Annotated in this window: 21 protein-coding genes; 7 read left to right on the top strand and 14 right to left on the bottom strand. The window is 71.2% G+C overall.

What is annotated here, in order from left to right; genetic code table 11:
- Positions 1–39 precede the first annotated feature (39 nt).
- Positions 40–630, top strand: a complete 591-nt coding sequence (locus tag DEJ21_RS10935) for a hypothetical protein (RefSeq protein WP_146247753.1) — start codon at positions 40–42, stop codon at positions 628–630.
- Between the two features lie 16 nt (positions 631–646).
- On the opposite strand, the gene DEJ21_RS10930 is transcribed toward DEJ21_RS10935, so the two are convergent.
- From DEJ21_RS10930 to DEJ21_RS10900, 8 genes are all read right to left on the bottom strand, one after another.
- Positions 647–1,285, bottom strand: coding sequence for a pyridoxal 5'-phosphate synthase (locus DEJ21_RS10930; protein WP_111224608.1), 639 nt, complete (start codon positions 1,283–1,285; stop codon positions 647–649).
- Positions 1,286–1,353: 68 nt separating this feature from the next.
- Positions 1,354–1,764, bottom strand: coding sequence for a hypothetical protein (locus DEJ21_RS10925; RefSeq protein WP_146247752.1), 411 nt, complete (start codon positions 1,762–1,764; stop codon positions 1,354–1,356).
- Between the two features lie 123 nt (positions 1,765–1,887).
- Positions 1,888–2,472 carry a hypothetical protein gene (locus tag DEJ21_RS17995; RefSeq protein WP_146247751.1) on the bottom strand — a complete coding sequence of 195 codons (585 nt, stop codon included), beginning with the start codon at positions 2,470–2,472 and terminating at the stop codon, positions 1,888–1,890.
- A 2-nt stretch (positions 2,473–2,474) separates the two neighbouring features.
- A complete protein-coding gene (locus tag DEJ21_RS10920; protein WP_146247750.1) occupies positions 2,475–2,831 on the bottom strand; it encodes a hypothetical protein in 357 nt (118 codons plus the stop codon).
- 733 nt (positions 2,832–3,564) lie between these two features.
- Positions 3,565–3,918, bottom strand: coding sequence for an SseB family protein (locus tag DEJ21_RS10915; protein WP_111046500.1), 354 nt, complete (start codon positions 3,916–3,918; stop codon positions 3,565–3,567).
- 28 nt (positions 3,919–3,946) lie between these two features.
- A complete protein-coding gene (locus tag DEJ21_RS10910; RefSeq protein WP_375342397.1) occupies positions 3,947–5,530 on the bottom strand; it encodes a putative T7SS-secreted protein in 1,584 nt (527 codons plus the stop codon).
- Between the two features lie 2 nt (positions 5,531–5,532).
- Positions 5,533–5,862, bottom strand: a complete 330-nt coding sequence (locus DEJ21_RS10905) for a DUF6507 family protein (RefSeq protein WP_128780490.1) — start codon at positions 5,860–5,862, stop codon at positions 5,533–5,535.
- A gap of 107 nt (positions 5,863–5,969) precedes the next feature.
- Complete coding sequence (locus DEJ21_RS10900) at positions 5,970–6,266, bottom strand: WXG100 family type VII secretion target (protein ID WP_071404660.1); 297 nt, start codon at positions 6,264–6,266, stop codon at positions 5,970–5,972.
- Positions 6,267–6,373: 107 nt separating this feature from the next.
- On the opposite strand from DEJ21_RS10900, the gene DEJ21_RS10895 reads away from it, so the two are divergent.
- Complete coding sequence (locus DEJ21_RS10895) at positions 6,374–10,789, top strand: FtsK/SpoIIIE domain-containing protein (RefSeq protein WP_111224604.1); 4,416 nt, start codon at positions 6,374–6,376, stop codon at positions 10,787–10,789.
- A gap of 107 nt (positions 10,790–10,896) precedes the next feature.
- Here the strand turns inward: DEJ21_RS10895 and DEJ21_RS10890 are convergent, their stop codons facing one another.
- From DEJ21_RS10890 to DEJ21_RS10865, 6 genes are all read right to left on the bottom strand, one after another.
- Positions 10,897–11,508 carry an FHA domain-containing protein gene (locus tag DEJ21_RS10890; RefSeq protein WP_111224603.1) on the bottom strand — a complete coding sequence of 204 codons (612 nt, stop codon included), beginning with the start codon at positions 11,506–11,508 and terminating at the stop codon, positions 10,897–10,899.
- On the bottom strand, positions 11,508–12,116 hold the full coding sequence (locus tag DEJ21_RS10885; protein ID WP_071404663.1) for a hypothetical protein: 609 nt from the start codon (positions 12,114–12,116) through the stop codon (positions 11,508–11,510). The genes DEJ21_RS10890 and DEJ21_RS10885 overlap by 1 nt, the downstream gene beginning before the upstream one ends.
- A 5-nt stretch (positions 12,117–12,121) precedes the next feature.
- Positions 12,122–12,961 carry an oxygenase MpaB family protein gene (locus tag DEJ21_RS10880; protein WP_111224602.1) on the bottom strand — a complete coding sequence of 280 codons (840 nt, stop codon included), beginning with the start codon at positions 12,959–12,961 and terminating at the stop codon, positions 12,122–12,124.
- Positions 12,958–13,323 (bottom strand): hypothetical protein, encoded by a 366-nt coding sequence (locus DEJ21_RS10875; protein ID WP_146247748.1) that lies wholly within the window; start codon positions 13,321–13,323, stop codon positions 12,958–12,960. Before DEJ21_RS10875 ends, DEJ21_RS10880 begins: the two co-directional genes overlap by 4 nt.
- Before the next feature lie 50 nt (positions 13,324–13,373).
- Positions 13,374–13,673, bottom strand: a complete 300-nt coding sequence (locus tag DEJ21_RS10870) for a hypothetical protein (protein WP_035809242.1) — start codon at positions 13,671–13,673, stop codon at positions 13,374–13,376.
- Positions 13,674–13,913: 240 nt separating this feature from the next.
- The gene (locus DEJ21_RS10865; protein WP_111224600.1) at positions 13,914–15,545 is read right to left on the bottom strand and encodes a RecQ family ATP-dependent DNA helicase; all 1,632 of its coding nucleotides are present in this window, start codon (positions 15,543–15,545) and stop codon (positions 13,914–13,916) included.
- A 223-nt stretch (positions 15,546–15,768) separates the two neighbouring features.
- Here DEJ21_RS10865 and sucC point away from each other — a divergent pair, with 223 nt between their 5' ends.
- The 5 genes from sucC (at position 15,769) to purH (ending at position 22,226) form a co-directional block, all read left to right on the top strand.
- Complete coding sequence (gene sucC, locus DEJ21_RS10860) at positions 15,769–16,938, top strand: ADP-forming succinate--CoA ligase subunit beta (RefSeq protein ID WP_111024796.1); 1,170 nt, start codon at positions 15,769–15,771, stop codon at positions 16,936–16,938.
- A gap of 11 nt (positions 16,939–16,949) precedes the next feature.
- Positions 16,950–17,837 carry a succinate--CoA ligase subunit alpha gene (sucD, locus tag DEJ21_RS10855; protein WP_071404667.1) on the top strand — a complete coding sequence of 296 codons (888 nt, stop codon included), beginning with the start codon at positions 16,950–16,952 and terminating at the stop codon, positions 17,835–17,837.
- 104 nt (positions 17,838–17,941) lie between these two features.
- A complete protein-coding gene (locus DEJ21_RS10850; RefSeq protein ID WP_111224599.1) occupies positions 17,942–19,960 on the top strand; it encodes a DUF6350 family protein in 2,019 nt (672 codons plus the stop codon).
- Positions 19,961–20,001: 41 nt separating this feature from the next.
- The gene (gene purN, locus DEJ21_RS10845) at positions 20,002–20,595 is read left to right on the top strand and encodes a phosphoribosylglycinamide formyltransferase (RefSeq protein WP_111224598.1); all 594 of its coding nucleotides are present in this window, start codon (positions 20,002–20,004) and stop codon (positions 20,593–20,595) included.
- Positions 20,592–22,226 (top strand): bifunctional phosphoribosylaminoimidazolecarboxamide formyltransferase/IMP cyclohydrolase, encoded by a 1,635-nt coding sequence (gene purH, locus DEJ21_RS10840; RefSeq protein WP_111224597.1) that lies wholly within the window; start codon positions 20,592–20,594, stop codon positions 22,224–22,226. Before purN ends, purH begins: the two co-directional genes overlap by 4 nt.
- Positions 22,227–22,760: the final 534 nt, after the last annotated feature.

Genomic DNA, 22,760 nt, shown 5'->3' with positions numbered 1-22,760 from the left:
GGCGTGGGCGCTCGGTGCGGGCGCCGGTTCCGTTGCGCCGTGAGCGAGACTGGTCCGATGGAGACCGGTGCGGGCGCGGGTGTGGGGGCGATCTCGGTTGCGATCGAGGACGTCGCCGAGGCACGCTGCGTCCTCGCACGAGCGTCGCACCGTGCCGAACGCGTCGCGGGCATCGGATGGGTGCTCGGCGTCCTGGGGTTCGTCGTCGGGGTCTCCGGCATCGATCGCATCCCCGCGGTCGATCCCGACGCTGGACTGTGGGTCGTGACCGTTGCGGCGATCGGCCTCGTGGTGATCGGGTACCTCGCCGCCTACTGGATCACCCGGAACCCACGGGCGGAACGGTCCGCCGCCGTCGATGCCGCAGCAGAGCGCATGATCGCGGCAGCGCGCGCCGGGGGATTTCCGGAGCTCGATCCGAAGAGCGTCCGGCGCGCGTTGCGCGAGGACGACAACGGGCCCGCGCCGTGGTTCGATCCCAAACTCGGGCCGCACTCGTGGCCGGTGTGGCGGATCGGTACCGTCGGCCCAGCGGAGAGCCACTTCGTCATCGCGGAACGATCGAACGATGCTCGATCGTTCACGGTCCGAGTCGAACCCGCTCAGCCGGGGTGGTGGTCCAGGGGCTGAACGCCGACCGTCGGCCTCAGGGCTGGAGGCGTGTGGCCGTCCAGGCGCCCTCGGCGAGTGCGTACTGCAGTCGTCGGTGCATCCGGTCACGGCTACCGTGCCAGAACTCCACGATGTCGGGCTCGAGACGCCAGGCAACCCATCGTGCAGGTCGGGGGACGTCGTCGCCGGAGTCGTCGAGCAGGTCGTTCGCGTCGTCGATCAGGTCCTGCAGGGTGCGGGGTTCGAGCACGGCGGACTGGTCGGCGATGGCCGTCGCGGCGCGTGACTTCGGGGAGCGGTCCGCGAACAGGGCGTCGGACTCGGCATCCGACAGCCGGACGACGTGGCCCTCGAACCGGAGCTGCTGCATCGTCTCGCGCCAGTACGCCTGCAGGGCTGCGTGCGGGTTCTCGGCGAGCTGCCGGCCCTTCGGGCTGTCCTCCGACGTGCCGAAGACCAGTCCGTCGGTCGCAATCCGCTTCACGTCGACGGTGCGAGCGGACACGCGGCCGCCGGCACCGGCCGTGGCGAGGGTCATCGAGAGCGGCTCGGAGACCTCACGGTCCTTCGCCGCGGACAGCCACTCGCGAGCGAGGTCGAGCGGAGATGCCGGTGGGTTGTCGAACTCGGGCAGGTGCAGGGAGTCGTCACCGGAGAGTGGGGCAGAGGACATGTACCCACCCAACCGTGCGCGGGGGCTCGGTGTTCAGGGAGTCACGGACGGTCGTCGCCGGCACCCGGTCAGGCGTCGGGGAACTTCGCTGCGACGAACGCGCGTTGCGCCTGCACGGTGCCGAGGTGTTCGTCGGCCGGGGCGAACACGTCGACGAGGTCCTTGAACCGGGGACGACGACCGCGGCGGAGTCGGTACGCCCGCGTGCCACCGCCCTGCTGTCGCGCCATCCCACTCGGCCACACGTCGACGCGGGCCCCCTGCACGCCCAGGAGCCAGCCTTCGTCGTCGAGCGCCTCGCGCACCAGGCTCAGTGCCTCGAAGGCGTCGTACGCCGTGGCCGCGTGCTCTGCGCCCAGCAGCAACACGGTCACGGTGTAGCGCACCTGATGGTCGGGGTTCGTCAGGTCCATCTCGAGGATCACGGTCGCCGGCGCGCTCGTGCCGTTCCGGTGAGCGGTTCGTTCGTAGGTCGTCATGTCACGCACCGAGCCGCAGCGAGGCCACGGCGCGCACACCGTCTTCCGTCCCGAGCACCCACAAACCGAGATCGACAACTCGTCTCCAGCCTGCGCGTCGTCGGCGGTCGAATGTGGAGGGCGTCAAGCGCTCACCTCGGCGGCCAGGAGATGACGGGCGGCATTGCGCCAGATTCGCGGAACTTCGTCGAGGTCCTCGACGACCGTTATCTCCGGGTGTGGCCTCTGCCCCAGCGCCGTGGTCGCCCGCGCCCGCCACTCGGCAGGATCGCGGTCGATCACCAGGTTCAGCGTCGGACGGGAAGCAGACTCGAACAACCGCCAGGCCGATCGCGGTCGTGCCGTGTCGCGGACGATCTCGGCCCAGATCCCCTGGATCGCTGTGATCGGCAGTGCATGAACTGCGCGGGTCGGGATCGGCAGGAGCCCATGATGACGAACGGGTCTGTCCACGACTGGAAGCCCCTCGAAACGATCTGCTGCTGCGTCGACTTGGACGATGTACCGACCGCTGGTCTCATCGTCGATGAGTGATTGACGGCTCACCTGCCGAGTGGACGTGCCCCGCCCAGCGGGCCGATCGCCTGCAATGGAGTAGGCGAACTCCACCATGACGCCCCGGTCGTACGGTTCGGTGACGCGCTCGCCGCTTGAGCCCACTGCGAGGTGGAGCGTGTCGGGGACAGCTACCGCGGGGATACGCTTCAAAATCAGTGATCCGTGTAGAACGGGCGCGTTTCGCTTTGCATCGACTCCGTCAATTCGTAGGTCGTCATGTCACTCACCGAGCCGCAGGGCATGGACGAAGGGGATGCCCGGGTGCACGAGCGCGCCTCCTGGGGTCGCGATCGGCTGAGCACAATGTCGACGACCAGTCGTCCGTCGTCGGTGAACTCTCGATTCACGGCATGCCCCACCACGAGCACGTTCGGCAGGCACTCGCGGATCATCTGGCACTCCCCGCGATCGGTCGAGGACCTGCTGTCGCGCGTGGCGGTGCACGATGGGTATCGATGCGCATCGGCATCGGCATCGGCATCGGCATCAGCAACGGGACTTGCGGTCACGATTCGCCGCTCAGGAGCAGGGCGTTGAACGGGCTTCCGGGGAGATCGAGGTCCGCCCCTGGCCCGATCCTCACCAGCATTCCGGAATCGGGGTCGCTCACATGATTGCGAGGTGTCGCGGAGTAAACGTTCCGCCCGAACGTCGGGAAGCGAACTCGCGGCGCAACGTCTTCGAATCGAGCTCTCCCATCCAGACGAGCCCCGTATCCAACATGCAGGTGACCAAGAGTGTCGACGTACTCGACTCGCTGGAAGGTCCGCGGCACCTGGGCAGTATCGCGGGGGGAAGACAAGACATCCGCCAAGCGAGCAAGTACTAGGCAGAGGGCGATCCGGGACGCAAGTGGTCCGGCCGGGATCTCGCGGACGAGGTCGTGCGTGAAGGGGAGATCGGTAGTGCCGCCCGAGTTCTTGACATGGACCGGGGTACTGGTGGTGATCTCCGCAGGTAGTTCGGCGTGTCGCGCGAAAGGAACGTAGGGCGGGAGCGGTGCTTCGCGGAGGTTACCGTCGTCATCGCGCCAGGATGTCTGGAGGTCGTCAGGGATGTCTTCTTCCCCAACGACGACGAGTGATCGGTCGTACAGGCTCCAGTAGGTATCGCAAGCCACGCAGCGGAAGTACTCACTCTGCTGCACCCGACTCACCCCGATGGAGAGCTCGACGCGGCCGTGACGTTGCGTCGCCGCGGTGCAGACGGAGCACCCTGGCTCGATGAGTCCGGCCGCTGGCCTCAACCCAGCCGCCGGATGTAGTCAGCAATGGAGGTAGGCAGGAATTCCATGCCGAGTTCGAACGTCCGAGGATTCAGGACGACGCCGAACTCGGGGCGCAGTCGGCGGAAAAGCTCCCCGCCCGTCATGAGCAAGAAGTAGCCGGCCTTCTCCCCGACCTCACCGATCCGACTTGGATCGGAGAACGCCGCCACCATCGGGGTTCCGTCACGGTCGAACAGCACGGGTGCGAGATCCTCGAAACCCTTGGCGGGAGTCGCTGACGACACCGCAATCGGCGTGTTCCATACCGCGTCCGCCACGACAAACTGGTCCGCTCGCCCGGCCCGTCCCTCAAGGATCAGCTGTTCCAACCGGTTGCGGGGTTCTACCTGGGCAGCTTCATCCAAAGCGGCGGACCACCATTCGTTCTCCGTTGTCCATGAGCTGGAACACCTCAGACCCTGCCGGAACTGGGCGACCACCGTCGATCACGAACTCGCGTGTCTCGTTGATCATGTGCCCTTCCTCGAACGCCACGGCGGTGTGCCCCCCGGGCGTGTAGTTGAGGTTCCCACCAGCATCCGCTGCCGAAGGGAGCCGGGGGGAGGTTCCTTCCAGAGGGAACCGAATCCCGTACACAGGCTCATTGTGCATCACAGCCTGGCGTACAGAGGGGGCCAAGCCTGTCTGCACCATGGCATCGATGGGGTTGTGCACGTACTTCAGAGCGTCCTCTTCCGGCATGAGGAAGAAAGGCCCGCCGGGAGCGCCGATGGTGCTGTCGCCGGCTTCGTAGTAAGCGTGGTAGCTCGTTGCGTCGAAGTAGGAGTGCCCCATCCCCTGGACTGACGCACGCTCGCGCTCGCCCTTCTGGAACGCCTGAGTCATGCGCTCGATCACGACGGATGCCTTGGTCTTCAGCGCCGTGTTCAGACCTCGGATGCCCGTGATCGCTCTCTGCCCCGCTCCAACGACGCGCGCAGCAGTGTTGGAGAGTGCTGCGAGCTTGGTCGCTCCCTCCGCAAGACGCGCGGTTCGAGCTGCAGCGGCGACCGCGCCGCCTGCGGGGACGCAGTCGAGCAGGGAGAACGCGAGGTCCCACCCGTCGGCTTCGCCCTTGCTCATCTTGTACAACGTGTCCGCCAACACCACGAGCGCGATCGCCGCGATGACCAACGTCCACGGCCCCGGGATGATCATCGCGATGATCCCACCCACCGCCACGACGACCTTCGCCACCGACACGATGGTCTCCCACGCCTCGGACCCGAAGATCTTGTCCCACGTGGACTGCTTCCCGAGGCCCGCGTCCGCAGCTTCACCGATCTTCGTCGCGGTCCGCTGCTCCGCGTCCTGCCAGTCACCCTTCGCATCCGCCACGAGCCGCTTCGCCGCATCGATCCGCGACTGCGCCGCCGAGATGTCCCCCTGCGCCGAGCTCACGGACCCCTGCGCGACGGACGCGTTGTCGGACGCTGCCCGCAACTGCGCCGGCGAGGGAACATCCACCCCGTCCGGCACGTCGGAACCCGCCGGGTACTCGTCCGCGACCTTCGACAGGTCCTTCGACGCCGACTCGTAGTGCGACAACGTCGACTGCGCATCCGCCAACCGGTCCTGCGCCGCGGCGAGGTCCCCGGTGGCGTCCTTCGCATCCGCCAACGCACCATCAGCCCGGTACTGGGTGTCATCGACCGTGTCAGCCCACCCCGACAACGCCGTCGCGGCGAGTTCGTACGAATCGACGAGCTTGGTCAAGTCCGACGGGGTGTCCTCGATCGCGTCGACGAACACATCAGCGGCCTCACCCTCCCAGTCGGTCAGCCACCCGGACCCCTTCACCGACTGCAGCCGGGTCGAGGCGTCATCGGCCGCGTCGGAGATGCGCTGGTACTCCCGCGCCATCATCCGCAACGTCGACGGATCACCCTTGACCGGATCATCACCCTGATCGACAACGTCCCACCCCGACGGTCGCCCCACGACTACTGCGCCCTCGAGGCAGCGGGTCCGCCGCCGCCGTTCTCGTCGTTGACCTGCAGGGCCTGTGCCAGCTGCTCGTCGGTCTCGGTGTAGGTCTCGATGGACGAGCTCAGCATGTCCGCCAACGCCTTCGTCGACTCGCTGATCTTGTCCCGCTTGTCGCCCCAGCGGTGGTCGAAGTCGTGCAGAGCGTTCTGCACCGTCCCCGAACCGATCTCGTCGTCGGACGCGTCGACACGCTTGTGCGCCTGCTCGAGCGTGCTGTGCACGGTCGTCAGGTCGTTCTGGAGCTCCCCGAGCCCCATCAGGTCAACCAGCAGTTTGCCTGCCACGGAACAATCCCTCCCCGATCACGAACCGGCGCCGTCAGGACGGCGCCACAGGAACCGCGACGACCCCGTGCCCCACGCGATCGCGGGGCACGGGGTCGACGACGGTGTCAGCCCTTGAGGCCGGAGGCCAGCGACTCGTCCGTCTCGGACAGGGTCTGCGAGGCCTTGGAGAGGAACGTGGAGAGGCCTTCGAGCCCCTGGACCGTCTGGGTCACGCCACGGTTGAACTCGTCGTAGGACTCGCCGAACGCGACCGACGACTTGTCGGTGACGTAGCCGTCCGAGATGAGCTGCTGGATCTTGCGCTGCAGTGCCGACAGACGGTCTTCGATGTCTGCCTGGCCCGCCTTGAGGTCGGAGGCTGCTGCCTCGAGGTCTGCGTACGAGACGTTGATGTTCGCCACGGTGTGACTCCCTTTCCCCGGAGTTTCGTTTGTCCCCCCAACGGGGCGTGTTGCAGGGGACACTACCATCGTCCTGCGACACGAAGTCAACGCTACGGGGGAATGCCATGACCTTCACGTTCACGATGGTCGACCGCGAGAGCGGCCAGACCGCGAACGTCTACGTGGACGGGGACGACTCCCGGGCGGTGCGCGAGCTGGTGGCCGAGGCCGAGCGCCTCATCGCCACGGACGTCGTCGCCTCCGGCCGGACCCCCGTGTACTTCGTCGGGGAGCAGCCGCTCGACCTCTCGGCGTCGGTCGCCGAGTCGGGCGTCCGCGAGGGCGTGGTGGTGCGCCGGAGCCTCGAGCAGGTGCCGCCGCCGCCGCTCCGCCCGCTGACCGACGCCGAGGTCCGGATCGTGTCCGGGCTGCACGCGGGGACGATCGTGCGGGTCAGCACCGGCACGGTGACCATCGGCACGGCACCGTCCGCGCACGTACGGGTGCCGGTGAGCACCACGGACGAGGTCGAGGCCGAGGCGTCGGGGTCCGACACGGTGCCGGACATCGCCCTGCTCGTCACGGTGACCGCCGACGGCGCGAAGGTGCGCCCGGCGAACGGCTACTCCGGCGCGCTGCTGGACGGCGAGCCGGTCACCGAGGAGACCGACTGGCCCGAGACCGCACAGCTCGCGGTCGGCGGGGTCCTGCTCGGCTTCGGCCGTGCCCCGAACCGCGGCGCCCACCTGTCCCTGGCGGACGACGGCATGTCGCTCGAGTACAACCGGCCCCCGCGCATCCTGCCGCCGGACGAGCACACCCGCTACCAGCTGCCCCCGCCGCCGACCGAGCCCCCGGCCCGGGCGCTCCCCATCCTGATGGCGCTGGCGCCGATGGGCATGGCGGTCATGTTCGTGTCGACCACCGGTCGCTGGATCTACCTGCTCATCGCCCTGCTGTCGCCGATCCTGATGATCATCACGGGCCTCCAGGGCCGCCGGCAGGGCAAGAAGACGTACCGGCAACGCGTCGTGGAGTACGAGGACACCAAGGCGCGGATCGAGGCGGACGCGACCGAGAGCCTCCAGTCCGAACGTGCACGCTGGATCGCGAGCGCGCCGGACCCCGCCGCCGTCTACGAGACGGCGGTCACGCCCCTGCCACGCCTGTGGGAGCGACGCCGGACGGATCCGGACCACCTGCTGGTCCGCGTCGGCACGGCGACGCAGCGCTCCGAGGTCACCATCGAGGACCCGGAGCAGCTGTCCCACAAGCGGACCGTCGCGTGGGACGCGACGGACGTGCCGGTGCGCATCCGCCTGGCCGAGCGCGGCGTGATCGGCATCGCCGGCCCGGACGACGACGCCCGACGACTCGCGAACTGGGTGGTCGCGCAGCTCGCGACGCTGCAGAGCCCGAAGGACGTCACCTTCACGCTGCTCACCGACACCACACGCACGTCGCTGTGGGAGTGGATGTCCTGGCTGCCGCACGTCCGCCGCGACGGTGCGGACCAGCCGATGACGAGCATCGCCTCGAACGCCGCGTCGACCGCGCGGGCGATCGCCGAGCTCGCCGCGATCATCGACGCCCGCAAGGAAGCCGGGATCGGCAAGAAGACCCCGCCGGCCGACGAGATCGTCGTCGTGATGGACGGCGCGCGCCGGCTCCGCGCGATGCCCTCGCTCGTGCAGGTGCTCAAGGAGGGGCCGTCGGTCGGGGTGTTCAGCATCTGCCTCGACCTGGACGAGCGGCTCCTGCCCGAGGAGTGCGACGCCGTGGTGGTCGTCCGCGACGACCGGGTGCGGGTCACCCAGCAGCGCAGTGAGCGCATCGACGACGCACGCCCGGACCTGGTCGACCAGGACTGGCTCGAGTGGGTCGCCCGGTCGCTGTCGCCGATCGTCGACGCCAGCCCGGACGTGCAGGACGGCGCCATCCCGTCGTCCGCCCGGCTGCTCGACGTGCTCCAGCTCGAACCGCCGACGTCCGAGGCCGTGCAGGCACGCTGGCTGCTCGGCGGCCGCAGCACCACCGCCGTGGTGGGGGCGTCGATCGACGGGCCGTTCGCGATCGACCTGCGGAACGACGGCCCGCACGGCCTGGTCGCCGGGACCACCGGTTCCGGCAAGTCGGAGCTGCTGCAGACGATCGTGGCGTCCCTCGCCGTGGCGAACCGGCCGGACGAGATGAACTTCGTGCTCGTCGACTACAAGGGCGGTGCGGCCTTCAAGGACTGCGTCGACCTGCCGCACACGGTCGGCATGGTCACCGACCTCGACACGCACCAGGTCGAGCGCGCGCTCGAGTCGCTCGGCGCCGAGCTCCGCACCCGCGAGCACGCCCTCGCCGAGGTCGGTGCGAAGGACCTGGAGGACTACCAGGACCTGCAGGCCAAGCGCGCGGCGAACGGGGACACGATCCCGAGCCTGCCGCGGCTGCTCATCGTCATCGACGAGTTCGCCTCGCTCGCCCGCGAGCTGCCCGACTTCGTCAAGGGCCTGGTGAACATCGCCCAGCGCGGTCGCTCGCTCGGCATCCACCTGATCCTCGCCACGCAGCGTCCTGGCGGCGTCGTGTCGCCCGAGATCCGCGCGAACACGAACCTCCGCATCGCGCTGCGCGTCACCGACCAGTCGGAGAGCCAGGACGTCATCGGCGCGAACGACGCCGCGCGGATCGCGAAGTCGACCCCGGGGCGCGCCTACGTGCGGCTCGGCGCTGCCTCGCTGCTGCCGTTCCAGTCCGGTCGTGTGGGTGGGCGCCGGCCCGGCTCGGACGACCAGGAGGCCCGGCCCGCCCTGGTCCGCGAGCTCACCTTCGCCTCGTACAGCGATCCAGCCCCCCGCCCGGCCGCCGTCGAGGCCGCGGCCAGCGACGTGGAGGTCACCGACCTGAGCGTCCTCGTCGCGTCGATCGACGACGCCACCCGCGCCCTCGGCACCCCCGAGCAGCGGAAGCCCTGGTTGCCGCCGCTCGGCGAGGTCGTCGGGCTCGACGACGTCGAGGCGACCGGCACCGGCGACCTGGCACCGCTGGCGGTCGCCTGGGGCGTCGAGGACCACCCGGGTGACCAGCGGCAGCGCCCGGCGGTGTTCGACCTCGACGCGGACGGCCACCTGTTCGTCATCGGCTCGCCGCGCTCCGGTCGCAGCCAGACGCTCCGCACCCTGGCGGGGGCGATGGCCCTGCGGCTCGGCGTCGGCGACGTGCACATGTACGGGATCGACTGCGGCAACGGCGCGCTGCTGGCCCTCGGGGCGCTGCCGCACTGCGGTGCCGTGGTGCAGCGGCACGAACCCGACCGGGTCTCGCGGCTGCTCGGCATCCTGCTCCGCACCGTGCAGGAGCGCCAGGCCGCCTTCGCCGCCGGCGGGTACTCGTCGATCGCCGAGCAGCGGACCGACGCGGGCACCGTGCCGATGCCGCACATCGTCGTGTTCCTCGACCAGTGGGAGAGCTTCATGGCGACCCTGGCGGACGCCGAGAACGGTGCGCTGCACGACGCCGTCCAGACCCTGCTGCGCGAGGGCGTCGGCGTCGGCGTGCACCTGGTCGTCTCCGGCGACCGCACCCTGACGTCCGGCCGGATGTCGAGCCAGGTGGAGCGGAAGCTGCTGCTCGCCCTGGCCGACCGTGGCGACTACAACTACGAGGGCATCAACGGCAAGAAGCTGCCGGAGTCGATCCCACCCGGGCGCGGGTTCCGCAACGCCACGGCGACGGAGACCCAGGTCGCCGTCCTGCCCGGCGGACTCGGGGGCCGCGACCAGGCCGCCGCGCTCCGGGGCATCGGTGACGAGGTCCGTGCGCACGTGCCGGCCGACGCCCCGAAGCCGTTCCGCATCGACGTGCTCCCGCGCTCCATCACCTTCGCGGACGCCGTGCGGTACCTGCCGTCGGCCGAGGCATCGGTCGGCCGGGTCGCACTCGGCGTCGGCGGCGACGAGCTCCGGCTGTTCACGCACGACTTCGTGCAGGACACCCCGGTCTTCATCGTCGGCGGCAGCCCCCGCTCGGGCAAGAGCACCGCGCTCGTCGCGATGGCCCGCCACGTGCTGTCGGCGGGTGGGTCGGTCGTCGCGGTGACACCGCGGGAGTCCCCGCTCCGAGCACTCGACGGAGCCCCTCGCGTCACGGTCGTGACCGACGGCGCCATCGGGGCCGAGGGGCTGTCCGCCGCGATCGACACCGGCTCGGACGGCTTCACGCTCGTGCTGGTCGACGACGCCGAGGCCCTGAAGGAGTCGCCGGCCGAACCGGTGTTCCGGGCGATCATGGACTCCGACCGGGGTCGTTCGGTCGGGCTCGTCCTGGCCGGTGACGTCGAGGGCGTGGCGAGCGGGTTCCGCGGCTGGCAGGTCGACGCGAAGAAGGCGCGTCGGGGCATGTTGCTCGCGCCGCTCAGCACCGTCGACGGCGACCTGATCGGCGCGAAGCTGTCGAAGAGCCTGGTCACCCAGGACCGCGTCGCGGGTCGGGCGCTGCTGAACGACGCCGACCAGGCGCTCCGACTCGTGCAGGTACCGGCGGGCGACTAGCGCCGGCCGCAGGGCGTCCGTCGCGGGGCGCCGGCCGCCGGGGCACCGGCCGCGGGGGTGCAGCCCGGAGCCTGCGCACCCCGGAGCCGGCCCGGTCCGGGGCCTGCTCAGCCCAGCGGCGTCTCGCTGACGAGTCCGACGGCGGGTTCGGCGCGGAGCGTGTGCCCGCCGAACACCACGGTGTCGCCGGGCTGCACGGTCGTGCGCTGCGACGGCACGAGCATCGCCGCGGGGAACCCCGGGCGCTGCAGCTCGACGCCGTTCGCCGACGCGGTGTCGAGCACCCAGAGGGAGCCCTCGGCGCCGAACCCGAACTCCAGGTGCGTGCGGCTGAGCAGCCGCTCCGGGTCCTCCAGGGCGATCATGTGGGCGTGTCCGCCGTCCGGGTGGGCGCTCGCGGGGTCACGGCCGATCAGCCCGCCGCCGGACACGGTCACCCGCTGGGCGCCGTCGAGGACGAGCACGGCAGCCGCTGCCTGGCGGGCGGGGGCGGCGTCACGACGGGCGGTGGTGCCGCCGGACGACCCGAGCGGTCGGCCGGGCATCTGCGCCACGGTCGCCCGGACCCGGTCGGCACTCGCACGCGGAGCAGGGGGTGGTGTGGTGACCGACCGGGCGAGCTCGCCGCGCTGGGCCATCTGTGCCAGGTCACGCTCGTCGACCCGTTCGACGACGGGTTCGACGACCTTGCGCTTCTTCCGGAACGGCCAGAGGCGCATCAGGACGCCTCGCTGCCGACCGCGGCGGAGTCGATGAGCTCGAAGGTGTCGGTCACGGTCTCGAACAGTTCGTACAGGGGCTCGGCCAGGTCGGTCGCGGGCGACGAGACGCTGACCAGGGCGACCTGGTCGCCGGCGGGCACGAACGTCTGCATGAGCACGACGTCGAACGACCCGCGACCGTCCGGTGCCTGCACCGTCGAGACACCCCAGACGCGCGGCACCCGGCCGACGCGGGGGACCTCGTGCACGTCGACGTGCATGCCGTCGTCGTCACCGCCGAGTGCTGCGACGTGGTCGGTGAGCGCGGCGAGCGGGTCGCCGCCGGCCTCGGGCGCGGGCAGGACCGTCACGGTGAGCGCACCGGAGACGATGCCGTCCTCGCTCGGCTCGGCGAACGCGGCGCAGTACCGCGCGCCGCTGTCCCACGCCGAGCGGGCGAACCGGCGGAGCACCCGGACGATCTCGGTGCGGTGGTCCCACAGTTCCCGGTGGTCCTCGATGCGTTCCTGCACGAGGGCGCTGATCCGGTCGTCACGGCGTTCCGGTTCGACCGGGAGCTCGAACCAGGACCGCGGGACCGTGATGGCGAAGTGGTCGACCGACATGCCCGCTACCGTACCGTGGCGTGTCGCCTCGCGGTCCGCCGCATCGCCCGCAGCAGCAGCGGCCCCGGCAGCCGCAGCAGGGCCCCCGGCACCAGCGCGCGCACCCCGGCCACCACCCGGACGGTGCGCCGGAAGCGCCGTTCCTCCCGCGGCCCCCACGCGAAGCCGTACGCCGTGCGAACCCGTTCCGGCAGCATCCCCACGGTCACGATGCGGACGAGTGGCATCGCCGCCCGCACCCACAGCGGCGCGAACCGCGGGTGCAGCAGGTCACGGACGACCCCGCGGGCGTCGTCGGTGACCTCGAGTCCGTCGAGCGTCTGCTGCCAGTACCGGTCGAACGCCGCCACCGAGGTCGGCCAACGCTCCGGCGGCACCCGCAGCGCGGTCGCGATCGGGGCGTAGGCGGCGAGGACCTGCTCGGCGCGGGCCGCGGAGACGCGTGTGCCGAACAGGTCGTGCGCCCGCCGCGCGGAGTCGAACAGGGTCGCGGCCACCCAGAGCTGCCGGTCGACGTCGTCGGCGCCCGCGACGGGCCGGTGCGCACGGTTGACGAAGCCCGCTGCGGTCGCCGAGTCGGTCTCCGTGCCGATGACGACGGCGTAGACGAACATCAGGGTGTGGGCGAGCCGCTGCTGGGGTCGCCGGGCGAAGTCCGAGTGCCGTCGGACACCGGCCGCGACGACCGGGTCGGCGATCTGCAGCAGGATGGCGCGGCCGCCCGCGGCCACTGGGGTGCTGTCGGCGAGGAACCGACGCAGGTGACGGTCGTGGACGCGCCCAGCAGGCGGACGGGAGGCACGGTGCGGGTCGTGTGTCGCGCCTCCAGGCCGTGGGGTGGTCACGCAGCACCCCGTCGGCGTCGCGCCCGCAGGACAGGTCTCAGGTCCACGGCGATCGCCGCCAGGAGCGCGACTGTGCCGACGACCAGGGCGACCAGTGCGGACGAGGTGTCGACGGGTGCATCACCGGTCAGGGCGAGGAGCGTCGCGACGAGCCAGATCGCGGGGAGCGGCCAGAGGCGGGTCGGTGATCCGGTGACGACCGCACCGACGACGCCGACGACGAGGAGCGGGACCCAGCGGCCACCGGGCTCCGAGCGGGCGGCGAGGTGTGCCGCGGCGGCGACCAGCAGCATCGCCGCGACCGCCAGGAGCCGCGCTGCCGAGGGCATGCTGCGGACGCTGGAGCGGACTCGTCGGAACACGGCCCGATGCTACCGAGCCGTGTTCCGGGGGAGCCTGATCAGGTCAGCGCTCAGAGCGGCTTCGTGCCGAGGTCGTTGCCGAGGTCGGCGCGGTCCTCGTCCTGCTCGTTCTCGTGCTCCCACAGGTCGGGGGAACCCTCGCGCGGGGAGCCACCGGTCGGACCGTCGTCGGAGCCGTCACCGGGCTGCGGCTCCACCGTCTCGCCGGCGACCGCGTCGTTCGTCACCGTCTCGAGGGACTCCTCGGCCTCGTCCACCTCGTACGGGCCGACGTGCTCACGGTCGATGTCGTCGTCGCGACGCTGCTGGGACTCGAAGTCGTCGACGGGGCTGATGCCGGGGTCGCTCATGGTGGTTCCTTTCCGTTGCGGGCTTCCTGCCTACCCGCCGGCGCTTGGCGGTCGTCCGGTTTCGTGTCGTGTTCACCCGGGCGTCACCTGCCGGTCACACCGCCACGGCAGCATCGCCGATGCTCGGGGGAGTGGAGCGCGGTCGCCGACGGGTGGTCGAGCGACCGCGCCTTCCCCGCCCGGGTCGTCCGGACCGGTGCGCCCCGCCCGCGCTCCGTGCGCGATCCGTCCCGGTTCCGGTCAGACGCGTTCGAGTAGGTCGCGTTCCTCGACGTCGGCGAGTGCGAGGGTGCGGTACCCGGCGGACTCGAAGAACACCGTGATGCGGTCCTCTTCCGTGCTCATCACCACGCCCGTGCCCCACTCGGCGTGCTCGACGCGGGCATCCGGCGGCCAGGCGGCGTCGTTCGCACCGTCGGCGACGTGGGCGGAGGCCTCGCGTGCCGTGCCGGACGAGCAGGTGTCGCAGTTGCCGCACGGCTCCGGCAGCTCGTCGCCGAAGTAGCCGAGCAGGAACTGCCGGCGGCACCCGGTCGTCTCGGCGAGCTGGCGCATCATCGCGATGCGGGACTCCTCGACCCGTTCCCGTTCGGCGGCACGGTCGGCGATGGCACGGGCAGCACGGTCGGCGTCCTGCGGGCCGTCCGGCACCCGGGAGACACCGTCGACGTCGTCGCGCAGGGCGCCGGCGTCGAGCAGGGCGTTGAGTGCTCGACCGGCGGTGCGGGCCGACAGGCCGGAGGCCTCCACCAGTGCGGAGCGGGCGATCGAGCCGGTCGTCGGGACGGCGTCGAACACGGCCCGGACCGAGGCGGGCCGCGGCGAGCCGGACGCGAAGAACGTGCGCAGGCCGAAGTCCTCGGCGCGGTAGTGCAGGGTGGCGCCGGCCGGTTCGGCATCCCGTCCGGCCCGCCCGATCTCCTGGTAGTAGGCGTCGATCGACTCGGGGACGTCGGCGTGCACGACGAACCGGACGTCGGGCTTGTCGATGCCCATGCCGAAGGCACTCGTCGCGACCACCACCTCGACGTCGCCGTCCAGGAACCCGGTGTGCACGGCCTCGCGCTCCGCCACCCGCATGCCGGCGTGGTAGGGCTGCGCGCGGCGACCGCGGGCGGCGAGGGCGTCGGCGTACTCCGTGGTCGCGGCGCGGGTGGCGACGTAGACGACCGTCGGCCCGTCGAGCTCGGCGACCTGGTCGACCACGGCCTGGCGCTTCTCGGCGTCCTCGGCGTGCCGGACCACCTCGAGCCGGATGCCGGGACGGTCGAACCCCGAGGCGAGCACGAACGGGTCGCGCATGCCGAGCCGCTCGACGATGTCGTCCCGGACCGGAGCGGAGCCCGTCGCGGTCAGGGCGAGCACCGGCGGGCGGCCCAGGCGCTCCGCGACCTCGCCGAGCGCCAGGTAGTCCGGTCGGAAGTCGTGGCCCCAGGACGAGATGCAGTGCGCCTCGTCGACGGCGACCAGTGCGACCCCGGCGTCGCGGAGGCGCTCGAGCACGTCGTCCTTCACCAGCTGCTCGGGGGCCAGGAACACGTAGCCGACCTCGCCCGCGGCGACGGCGTCCCACGCGTCGGCGACGTCCCGTGCCTTCTTCGTGGCGTTCAGGGCGACGGCGCGGGGCGCGTCGGGATGGTGCTCGAGCCCGACCACCTGGTCCTCCTGCAGCGCCACGAGCGGGGAGACGACCACGACGAGGCCGTCCAGCCCGAGGCCGGCGACCTGGTAGATCGCGGACTTCCCCGATCCGGTGGGCATGACCGCCAGGGCGTCGCGGTGTTCGAGCACCGCGTCGATGACGGACTCCTGGTCGGGGCGGAGCTCCCAGCCGAAGACCTCGGTGGCGCGGGTACGGAGTTCGGGTTGCACCGATCCACAGTGCCGAGCGCCAGCTCGGGCCCGTCCCAGCGGTGCGCGCAGCGGCTCATCCGCGTCGGAGCGGACCGGGGCCTGGCATCCGTGCACCGGCCGTCCACCGAGCAGCGCTAGGCTGCGTGGCGGCCGTTGTCTCGACATCGAGCGACCCTCGATGTGGAGTGCGCGACCGGGAAACCGATGCCGATCGCACGAACCGTGCGGGAAGAAGAACAGCGTGGATCTTTTCGAGTATCAGGCCAGGGACCTCTTCGAGTCCTACGGCGTCCCCGTGTTGCAGGGGATCATCGCCGACACCCCCGAGCAGGCGAAGGCGGCGGCCGAGAAGATCGGTGGCGTCGTGGTCGTCAAGGCGCAGGTGAAGGTCGGCGGTCGCGGCAAGGCCGGCGGCGTGAAGGTCGCGAAGACCCCGGACGAGGCGTTCGAGCACGCGCAGGCCATCCTCGGCCTCGACATCAAGGGCCACACCGTCCAGCGCGTCATGGTCGCCCAGGGTGCCGACATCGCCGAGGAGTTCTACTTCTCCGTGCTGCTCGACCGGGCCAACCGCTCCTACCTCTCGCTCACCAGCGTCGAGGGCGGCATGGAGATCGAGCAGCTCGCCGTCGAGAAGCCCGAGGCGCTCGCCCGGGTCGAGGTCGACCCGCTGACGGGCATCGACAAGGCCGCCGCGCTCGAGATCGCTCGGCAGGCGAACTTCCCCTCGGAGCTGCAGGACGCCGTCGCCGACGTCTTCGTCAAGCTCTACGACGTCTACAAGGGCGAGGACGCAACCCTCGTCGAGGTGAACCCCCTCGTCCGCACCGGCGACGGCCAGATCCTGGCACTCGACGGCAAGGTCTCGCTCGACGAGAACGCCGACTTCCGCCACGAGGGCCACAAGGACCTCGAGGACACCGCCAGCGAGGACCCGCTCGAGGCCAAGGCGAAGGCCCACGGGCTGAACTACGTCAAGCTCGACGGCCAGGTCGGCGTCATCGGCAACGGCGCGGGGCTCGTCATGTCGACGCTCGACGTCGTCGCCTACGCCGGTGAGCGCCACGGCGGCGTGAAGCCCGCCAACTTCCTCGACATCGGCGGCGGCGCCTCGGCCGAGGTCATGGCCAACGGCCTCGACGTCATCCTCGGCGACCCACAGGTGAAGAGCGTGTTCGTGAACGTCTTCGGCGGCATCACCGCCTGCGACGCCGTCGCCAACGGCATCGTCGCCGCGCTCGGCATCCTCGGCGACGCGGCCACCAAGCCGCTCGTCGTGCGCCTCGACGGCAACAACGTGGAAGAGGGTCGCCGGATCCTGGCGGAGGCAGCGCACCCGCTCGTCACCGTCGCCGCGACCATGGACGATGCGGCCGAGAAGGCCGCCGAACTCGCCGCCGCAGCGGCCTGAAGGGACTGACCATGTCGATCTTCCTCAACAAGGACTCCAAGGTCATCGTCCAGGGCATCACCGGTGGCGAGGGCACGAAGCACACCGCCCTGATGCTCAAGGCCGGCACGAACGTCGTCGGCGGCGTGAACGCCCGCAAGGCCGGCACCACCGTCACCCACGGCGACGTGTCGCTGCCGGTCTTCGGCTCGGTGCGCGAGGCCATCGACACCACCGGTGCCGACGTCTCGATCGTCTTCGTCCCGCCGGCGTTCGCGAAGGACGCGGTGATGGAGGCCATCGACGCCGAGATCCCCCTCGTCGTCGTCATCACCGAGGGCATCCCCGTGCAGGACTCGGCCGAGTTCTGGGCGCACGCCAAGGCGAAGGGCGGAACGACCCGGATCATCGGGCCGAACTGCCCCGGCATCATCACCCCGGGGGAGTCCCTCGTCGGCATCACCCCGGCGACGATCACCGGCAAGGGCCCGATCGGGCTCGTCTCGAAGTCCGGCACCCTGACCTACCAGATGATGTACGAGCTCCGGGACCTCGGCTTCTCGACCGCCATCGGCATCGGCGGCGACCCGGTCATCGGCACCACGCACATCGACGCGCTCGCCGCGTTCGAGGCCGACCCCGAGACCGAGGCCATCGTGATGATCGGTGAGATCGGCGGCGACGCCGAAGAGCGTGCGGCCGAGTTCATCAAGGCGCACGTCACGAAGCCCGTCGTCGGCTACGTCGCGGGCTTCACCGCTCCCGAGGGCAAGACGATGGGCCACGCCGGCGCGATCGTGTCCGGTTCGGCCGGTACCGCCGAGGCGAAGAAGCAGGCGCTCGAGGCCGCCGGCGTCAAGGTCGGCAAGACGCCGTCCGAGACCGCCGCGCTGCTGCGCGAGGTCGTCGCCGCTCGCTAGCGACCAGCGCCCGGCAGACGGTCGGGACGAAGCCGGGAGGCTCGGTGCGGGTTCCGCGCCGAGCCTCCCGTCGTTCCGGCTGCGGCTCACGTATCCTCGCTGCGATGAACCGCCTGGGAACCGCTCTGCTCGCCGCGATCGAGGCGGTCGTGACGGTCGGCGTCGGCATCGGGATCGCCCTCGTGCCCCTGACGCTGCTCTGGGGGTTCGAGTACGGCCTACAGGTCGACTGGGACGTGTTCTGGAAGGCCACCGGCAGCGTCTGGCTGGTCGGGCACGGCGTCGACGTCTCGTTCCTGCTCGGGTCCGCTCTCGCCAAGAGCACCGGGATCAGCGGCGCAGCCGACCCCATCCACGTGACCCTGGCGGCCCTCGGGTTCGCGGTCGTGACGGCCTGGCTCGGCGCCCGCGCCGGACGTCGGTTCGCGGAGACCGAGCACCGCAGCACCGGGCTGCTGGTCGGGACCGCCGTCGTCGCGCTCCTCGGTCTGGCCGTCGCACTGTCGTCGACCTCGGCTGCCACCCGCCCCACGCTCTGGCAGGCCGTGGTGCTGCCGGCGCTCTGGTTCGGGATCCCCGCGCTCGCCGCCTCCGAGGTCTGCCGTCGTCGCCGTGACCTGCCCGCCGACGCCGGCACCCAGCGGGTCATCGACCTGGTCGACCGCATCCCCGCGGTCTGGCGTACCGTCGCCGGGTTCGGCCTGCGCGCCGGGACCGCCGCGACCGCCGTGGTCGTCGGGGTTGCCGCAGTGCTCGTCGGCCTGCTCCTCTTCACCTCGTTCGCCGAGGTCATCACCCTGTACGAGCAGTCGCACGCCGGGGTCATCGGCGGCGTCGCACTCACCGTCGGACAGCTCGCCTTCCTGCCGGACTTCGTCGGGTGGGCCACCTCGTGGCTGATCGGCCCCGGGTTCGCGATCGGCACCGGGTCGAGCGTGTCCCCGATCGCCACGACCCTGGGCCCGATCCCCGGCTTGCCGGTCTTCGGCGCGCTGCCGACCTCTGGGCACACCTTCGGGCTCGTCTGGATCCTCGTGCCGGTCATCGCCGGGTTCGCGATCGGCGGCTCGATGCGGCCGCGGTTGGTGCGGGCCCTGGGCGCCGCCGACTCCGCGCTGCACCGTGCGCTCGGCGGTGTCGTCGCGGGACTCGTGGCCGGAGTCCTCACGGGGCTCATCGCCTGGGTGTCCTCCGGTTCGTTCGGCCCCGGGCGCCTTGCCGACGTCGGTCCGCACGCCCTCGCGGTCGGCGGGTTCGCCGCACTCGAGATCGGCCTGCCGGCGATCATCGCGCTCGCCGCGGGCAGTGACCTGGTCCGGCTGCCGGACCGCGGTTGGACGCGAGAGCGCTGGACCGAGGCCGAGGAACCCGACGATGCCCACGACACGGCGCGTGCCGGGGTCGACGTCGGTGAGGGTTCCCTGCTCGCCGCGCTCGACCAGGCCGGTGCCGGGCGCACCACCGATGTCCACCGCTTCGTGGTCGAGGAGTCCCACGACGGGTCGACCGCTGCACGGCCCCGTGCGACGACCGAACACGTGACCGAGCCGGTCAGCAGCGAGCCCGCCTCCGCACCCGCACGGCCCGCCTCCGCACCCGCAGCCGTCGCACCGCGCGCGGGCGACACCGACCACGACGTCGAGCTCCCCGACTGGGCGAAGACCGACGCGGTGGCCGCCGAGCGCCTGGCCGCTGAGCCCGAACCGGAGCGCCGCAGTGCCGGACGAGCAGCGCTGGGTGGCCTCCGCGACCGCCTGGCCGGCGCCGCCGAAGGGGTCCGAGGTCGAGCCGGTGCACTCCGCGACCGCGTGACCGGCTCCGACGCCGAGCCGGAGCAGCCCGGCTCTGAGCGGCCCGCAGCCCAGACAGCCGCGTCCCGCCCCGCACCCACCCCGGTGCCGACCGACGCCCAGCCCGCGTTCCCGTGGAGCACCGAGGAGTTCGTCGCCGGCCGCGACGACGTGGACGAGACGGCCGAGGCGGACCGCGTGGACGTCGAGCCCGGCACCCGAGCGCCCGCCTCGAAGCCGGCGGAGCCGTCCCGTCCGGCGAAGTGGGACGTCACCGACCAGATCCCCGAGGACGAGCTGCCCTGGTGGCGGCAGCCGAAGGACGACCGGTAACAGCGCCCGTCGCGTGCCTGCCTGCCGGTAGGGTTGGTGCCGTGCTCGAACTGGTCGTCCTGATCTCCGGTACCGGGTCGAACCTCCGAGCCCTGCTCGAAGCGACCTTCGACGCCGAGTACCCCGCCCGTGTCGTCGCCATCGGTGCCGACCGTGACGCCGAGGGTCTCGGCCTGGGCGAGGAGTTCTCGATCCCGACCTTCACGGTGCCGTTCACCCGCTACGACTCCCGCGCCGAGTGGGGCCAGGCCCTGGCGGAGCAGATCCGCCCGTGGTCGCCCGACCTGCTCGTGCTCTCCGGCCTGATGCGCCTGCTGCCCCCGGCCGTGGTGTCCGAGTTCGCCCCGGGGATCATCAACACCCACCCGGCGTACCTGCCCGAGTTCCCCGGCGCCCACGGCGTGCGGGACGCCCTGGCCGCCGGGGTCACCGAGACCGGTGCGAGCGTCATCGCGGTCGACGACGGCGTCGACACGGGGCCGATCCTCGCGCAGGAGCGCATCCCGGTGCTGCCGTACGACACCGAGTCGACGCTGCACGACCGCATCAAGCCGGTCGAGCGCCGCCTGCTCATCCAGACCATCCTCGACATCGCCAACGGCACCACCGACCTGAAGGGCACCCCGAGCGCATGAGCGTGCACGCAGCCGACCCCAGCCTCTACCGCGACCGTGACGTGGTCCCGGTCCGCCGTGCACTCATCTCGGTGAGCGACAAGTCCGGCCTGCTCGAGCTCGCCGGCGCACTGGCCGACTCCGGGGTCGAGATCGTGTCGACCGGCTCCACCGCCCAGACCATCCGTGACGCCGGGTACGCGGTCACCGACGTCGCGAGCGTCACCGGGTTCCCCGAGTCCCTCGACGGTCGCGTGAAGACGCTGCACCCGTCGGTGCACGCCGGCCTGCTCGCCGATCTGCGGCTCGAGTCGCACGAGCAGCAGCTCGCCGACCTCGACATCGCGCCGTTCGAGCTCGTCGTCGTGAACCTCTACCCGTTCGTCGAGACGGTGGCGTCGGGTGCCGACACCGCGACCGTGGTCGAGAACGTCGACATCGGCGGCCCCGCGATGGTCCGCGCCTCGGCGAAGAACCACCCGAACGTGGCGATCGTCGTGTCCCCGGCGTCCTACCCCGAGGTCGTCGAGGCCGTCCGTGCCGGCGGCACCACGCTCGAGCTCCGGAAGCGCCTCGCCGCCCAGGCCTTCGCGCACACCGCCGCGTACGACACCGCAGTGGCGTCCTACTTCGCGAGCGACGTCGTCACTGCCGCTGCGGCCCCGACGACCGCCGGCGACATCCGGACCCCCGGTGCGTTCGACGAGCACCTGGCGGTCGAGGCCGAGCTGTCGGCGACCCTGCGCTACGGCGAGAACGCGCACCAGGCAGCGGCGCTCTACACGACGTCGGACGGCACCGGCATCGCGCAGGCGACGCAGCTGCACGGCAAGGAGATGTCGTACAACAACTACGTCGACGCCGACGCAGCGGTCCGTGCGGCCTTCGACTTCGACGAGCCCGCCGTCGCGATCATCAAGCACGCCAACCCGTGCGGCATCGCGATCGCCCCGGCTGAGTCCGCCGACCCGATCGCCTCCGCCCACGCCGCCGCGCACGCCTGCGACCCGCTCTCGGCGTTCGGTGGGGTCATCGCCGCGAACCGCCCGGTCACCGTGGCCATGGCCGAGACCGTGAAGGACATCTTCACCGAGGTCGTCGTCGCCCCCGGGTTCGACCCCGAGGCGCTCGAGATCCTGTCGCGCAAGAAGAACATCCGCCTGCTCACGCTGCCGGCCGACTTCGCGCTCGCCGACCGCGAGGTCAAGCAGATCTCCGGCGGCTTCCTGGTGCAGGACGCCGACCGCTTCACGGGCTTCGACCAGTCCACCTGGACCCTCGTCGCCGGCGAGCCCGCCGACGAGCAGACCCTCGCCGACCTGGCCTTCGCGTGGCGTGCGAGCCGTTCGGTGAAGTCGAACGCCATCCTGCTGGCGAACCAGGGCGCGAGCGTCGGTGTCGGCATGGGCCAGGTCAACCGGGTCGACTCCTGCCACCTCGCGGTGAACCGTGCCGGTGACCGTGCGACCGGCAGCGTCGCGGCGTCGGACGCGTTCTTCCCGTTCGCCGACGGCCTGCAGGTGCTGCTCGACGCCGGTGTCCGTGCGGTGGCGCAGCCCGGTGGCAGCGTCCGCGACGACGAGGTCATCGCCGCGGCGAAGGCCGCCGGCGTCACGATGTACTTCACGAGCGAGCGCCACTTCTTCCACTGATGTGAACAATCGGTGGCGAACCATTGCGCGCCGTGAGTCACTGTGAATAGTCTGTAAGGCTCCGCGGCAGGCAGCCGACGATCTCTCGGGACCGGCGGCACCGCGGACACAACGGTGACGAAGACGACGACTGGAGTGACGATGGACAACATGACCGGAACCGTGGCGACGGCCGCCCGTGCAGGTCTCGTATCCGTCGTGGGGACCACTCCCGCACGGCGATCCCTGATCGCACCGCGGCCCCGCGCCGCGGCCGCCGTCTAGTCGGGCCGTTCCCACGGCCCCGCGACGCAGCACCACCGGCGTCCGCGAACCACCCGCCTGAACCCGGGGGACGACTGTCCCTCGGTGCCTCCGGCCCGACCGACGTCACGCGAGTGACGGCGGAGACGCGACCACGCGCCCGGCCGATGATCACCACGCAACGCCACACCGAGCCTCCAGGCCGAAGCCGCGCGACGCGAGCAAGCAAGCAAGCAGCAAGCAAGCAAGCAAGCAAGCAGCAAGCAAGCAGCGAGCACGCACCGCGCAGCG

The sequence above is a fragment of the Curtobacterium sp. MCSS17_006 genome, assembly GCF_003234215.1.
Classification (GTDB): domain Bacteria; phylum Actinomycetota; class Actinomycetes; order Actinomycetales; family Microbacteriaceae; genus Curtobacterium; species Curtobacterium flaccumfaciens.
Note: the sequence above shows the minus strand (reverse complement) of the source record. Positions and strands in the feature narration are given on the sequence as shown.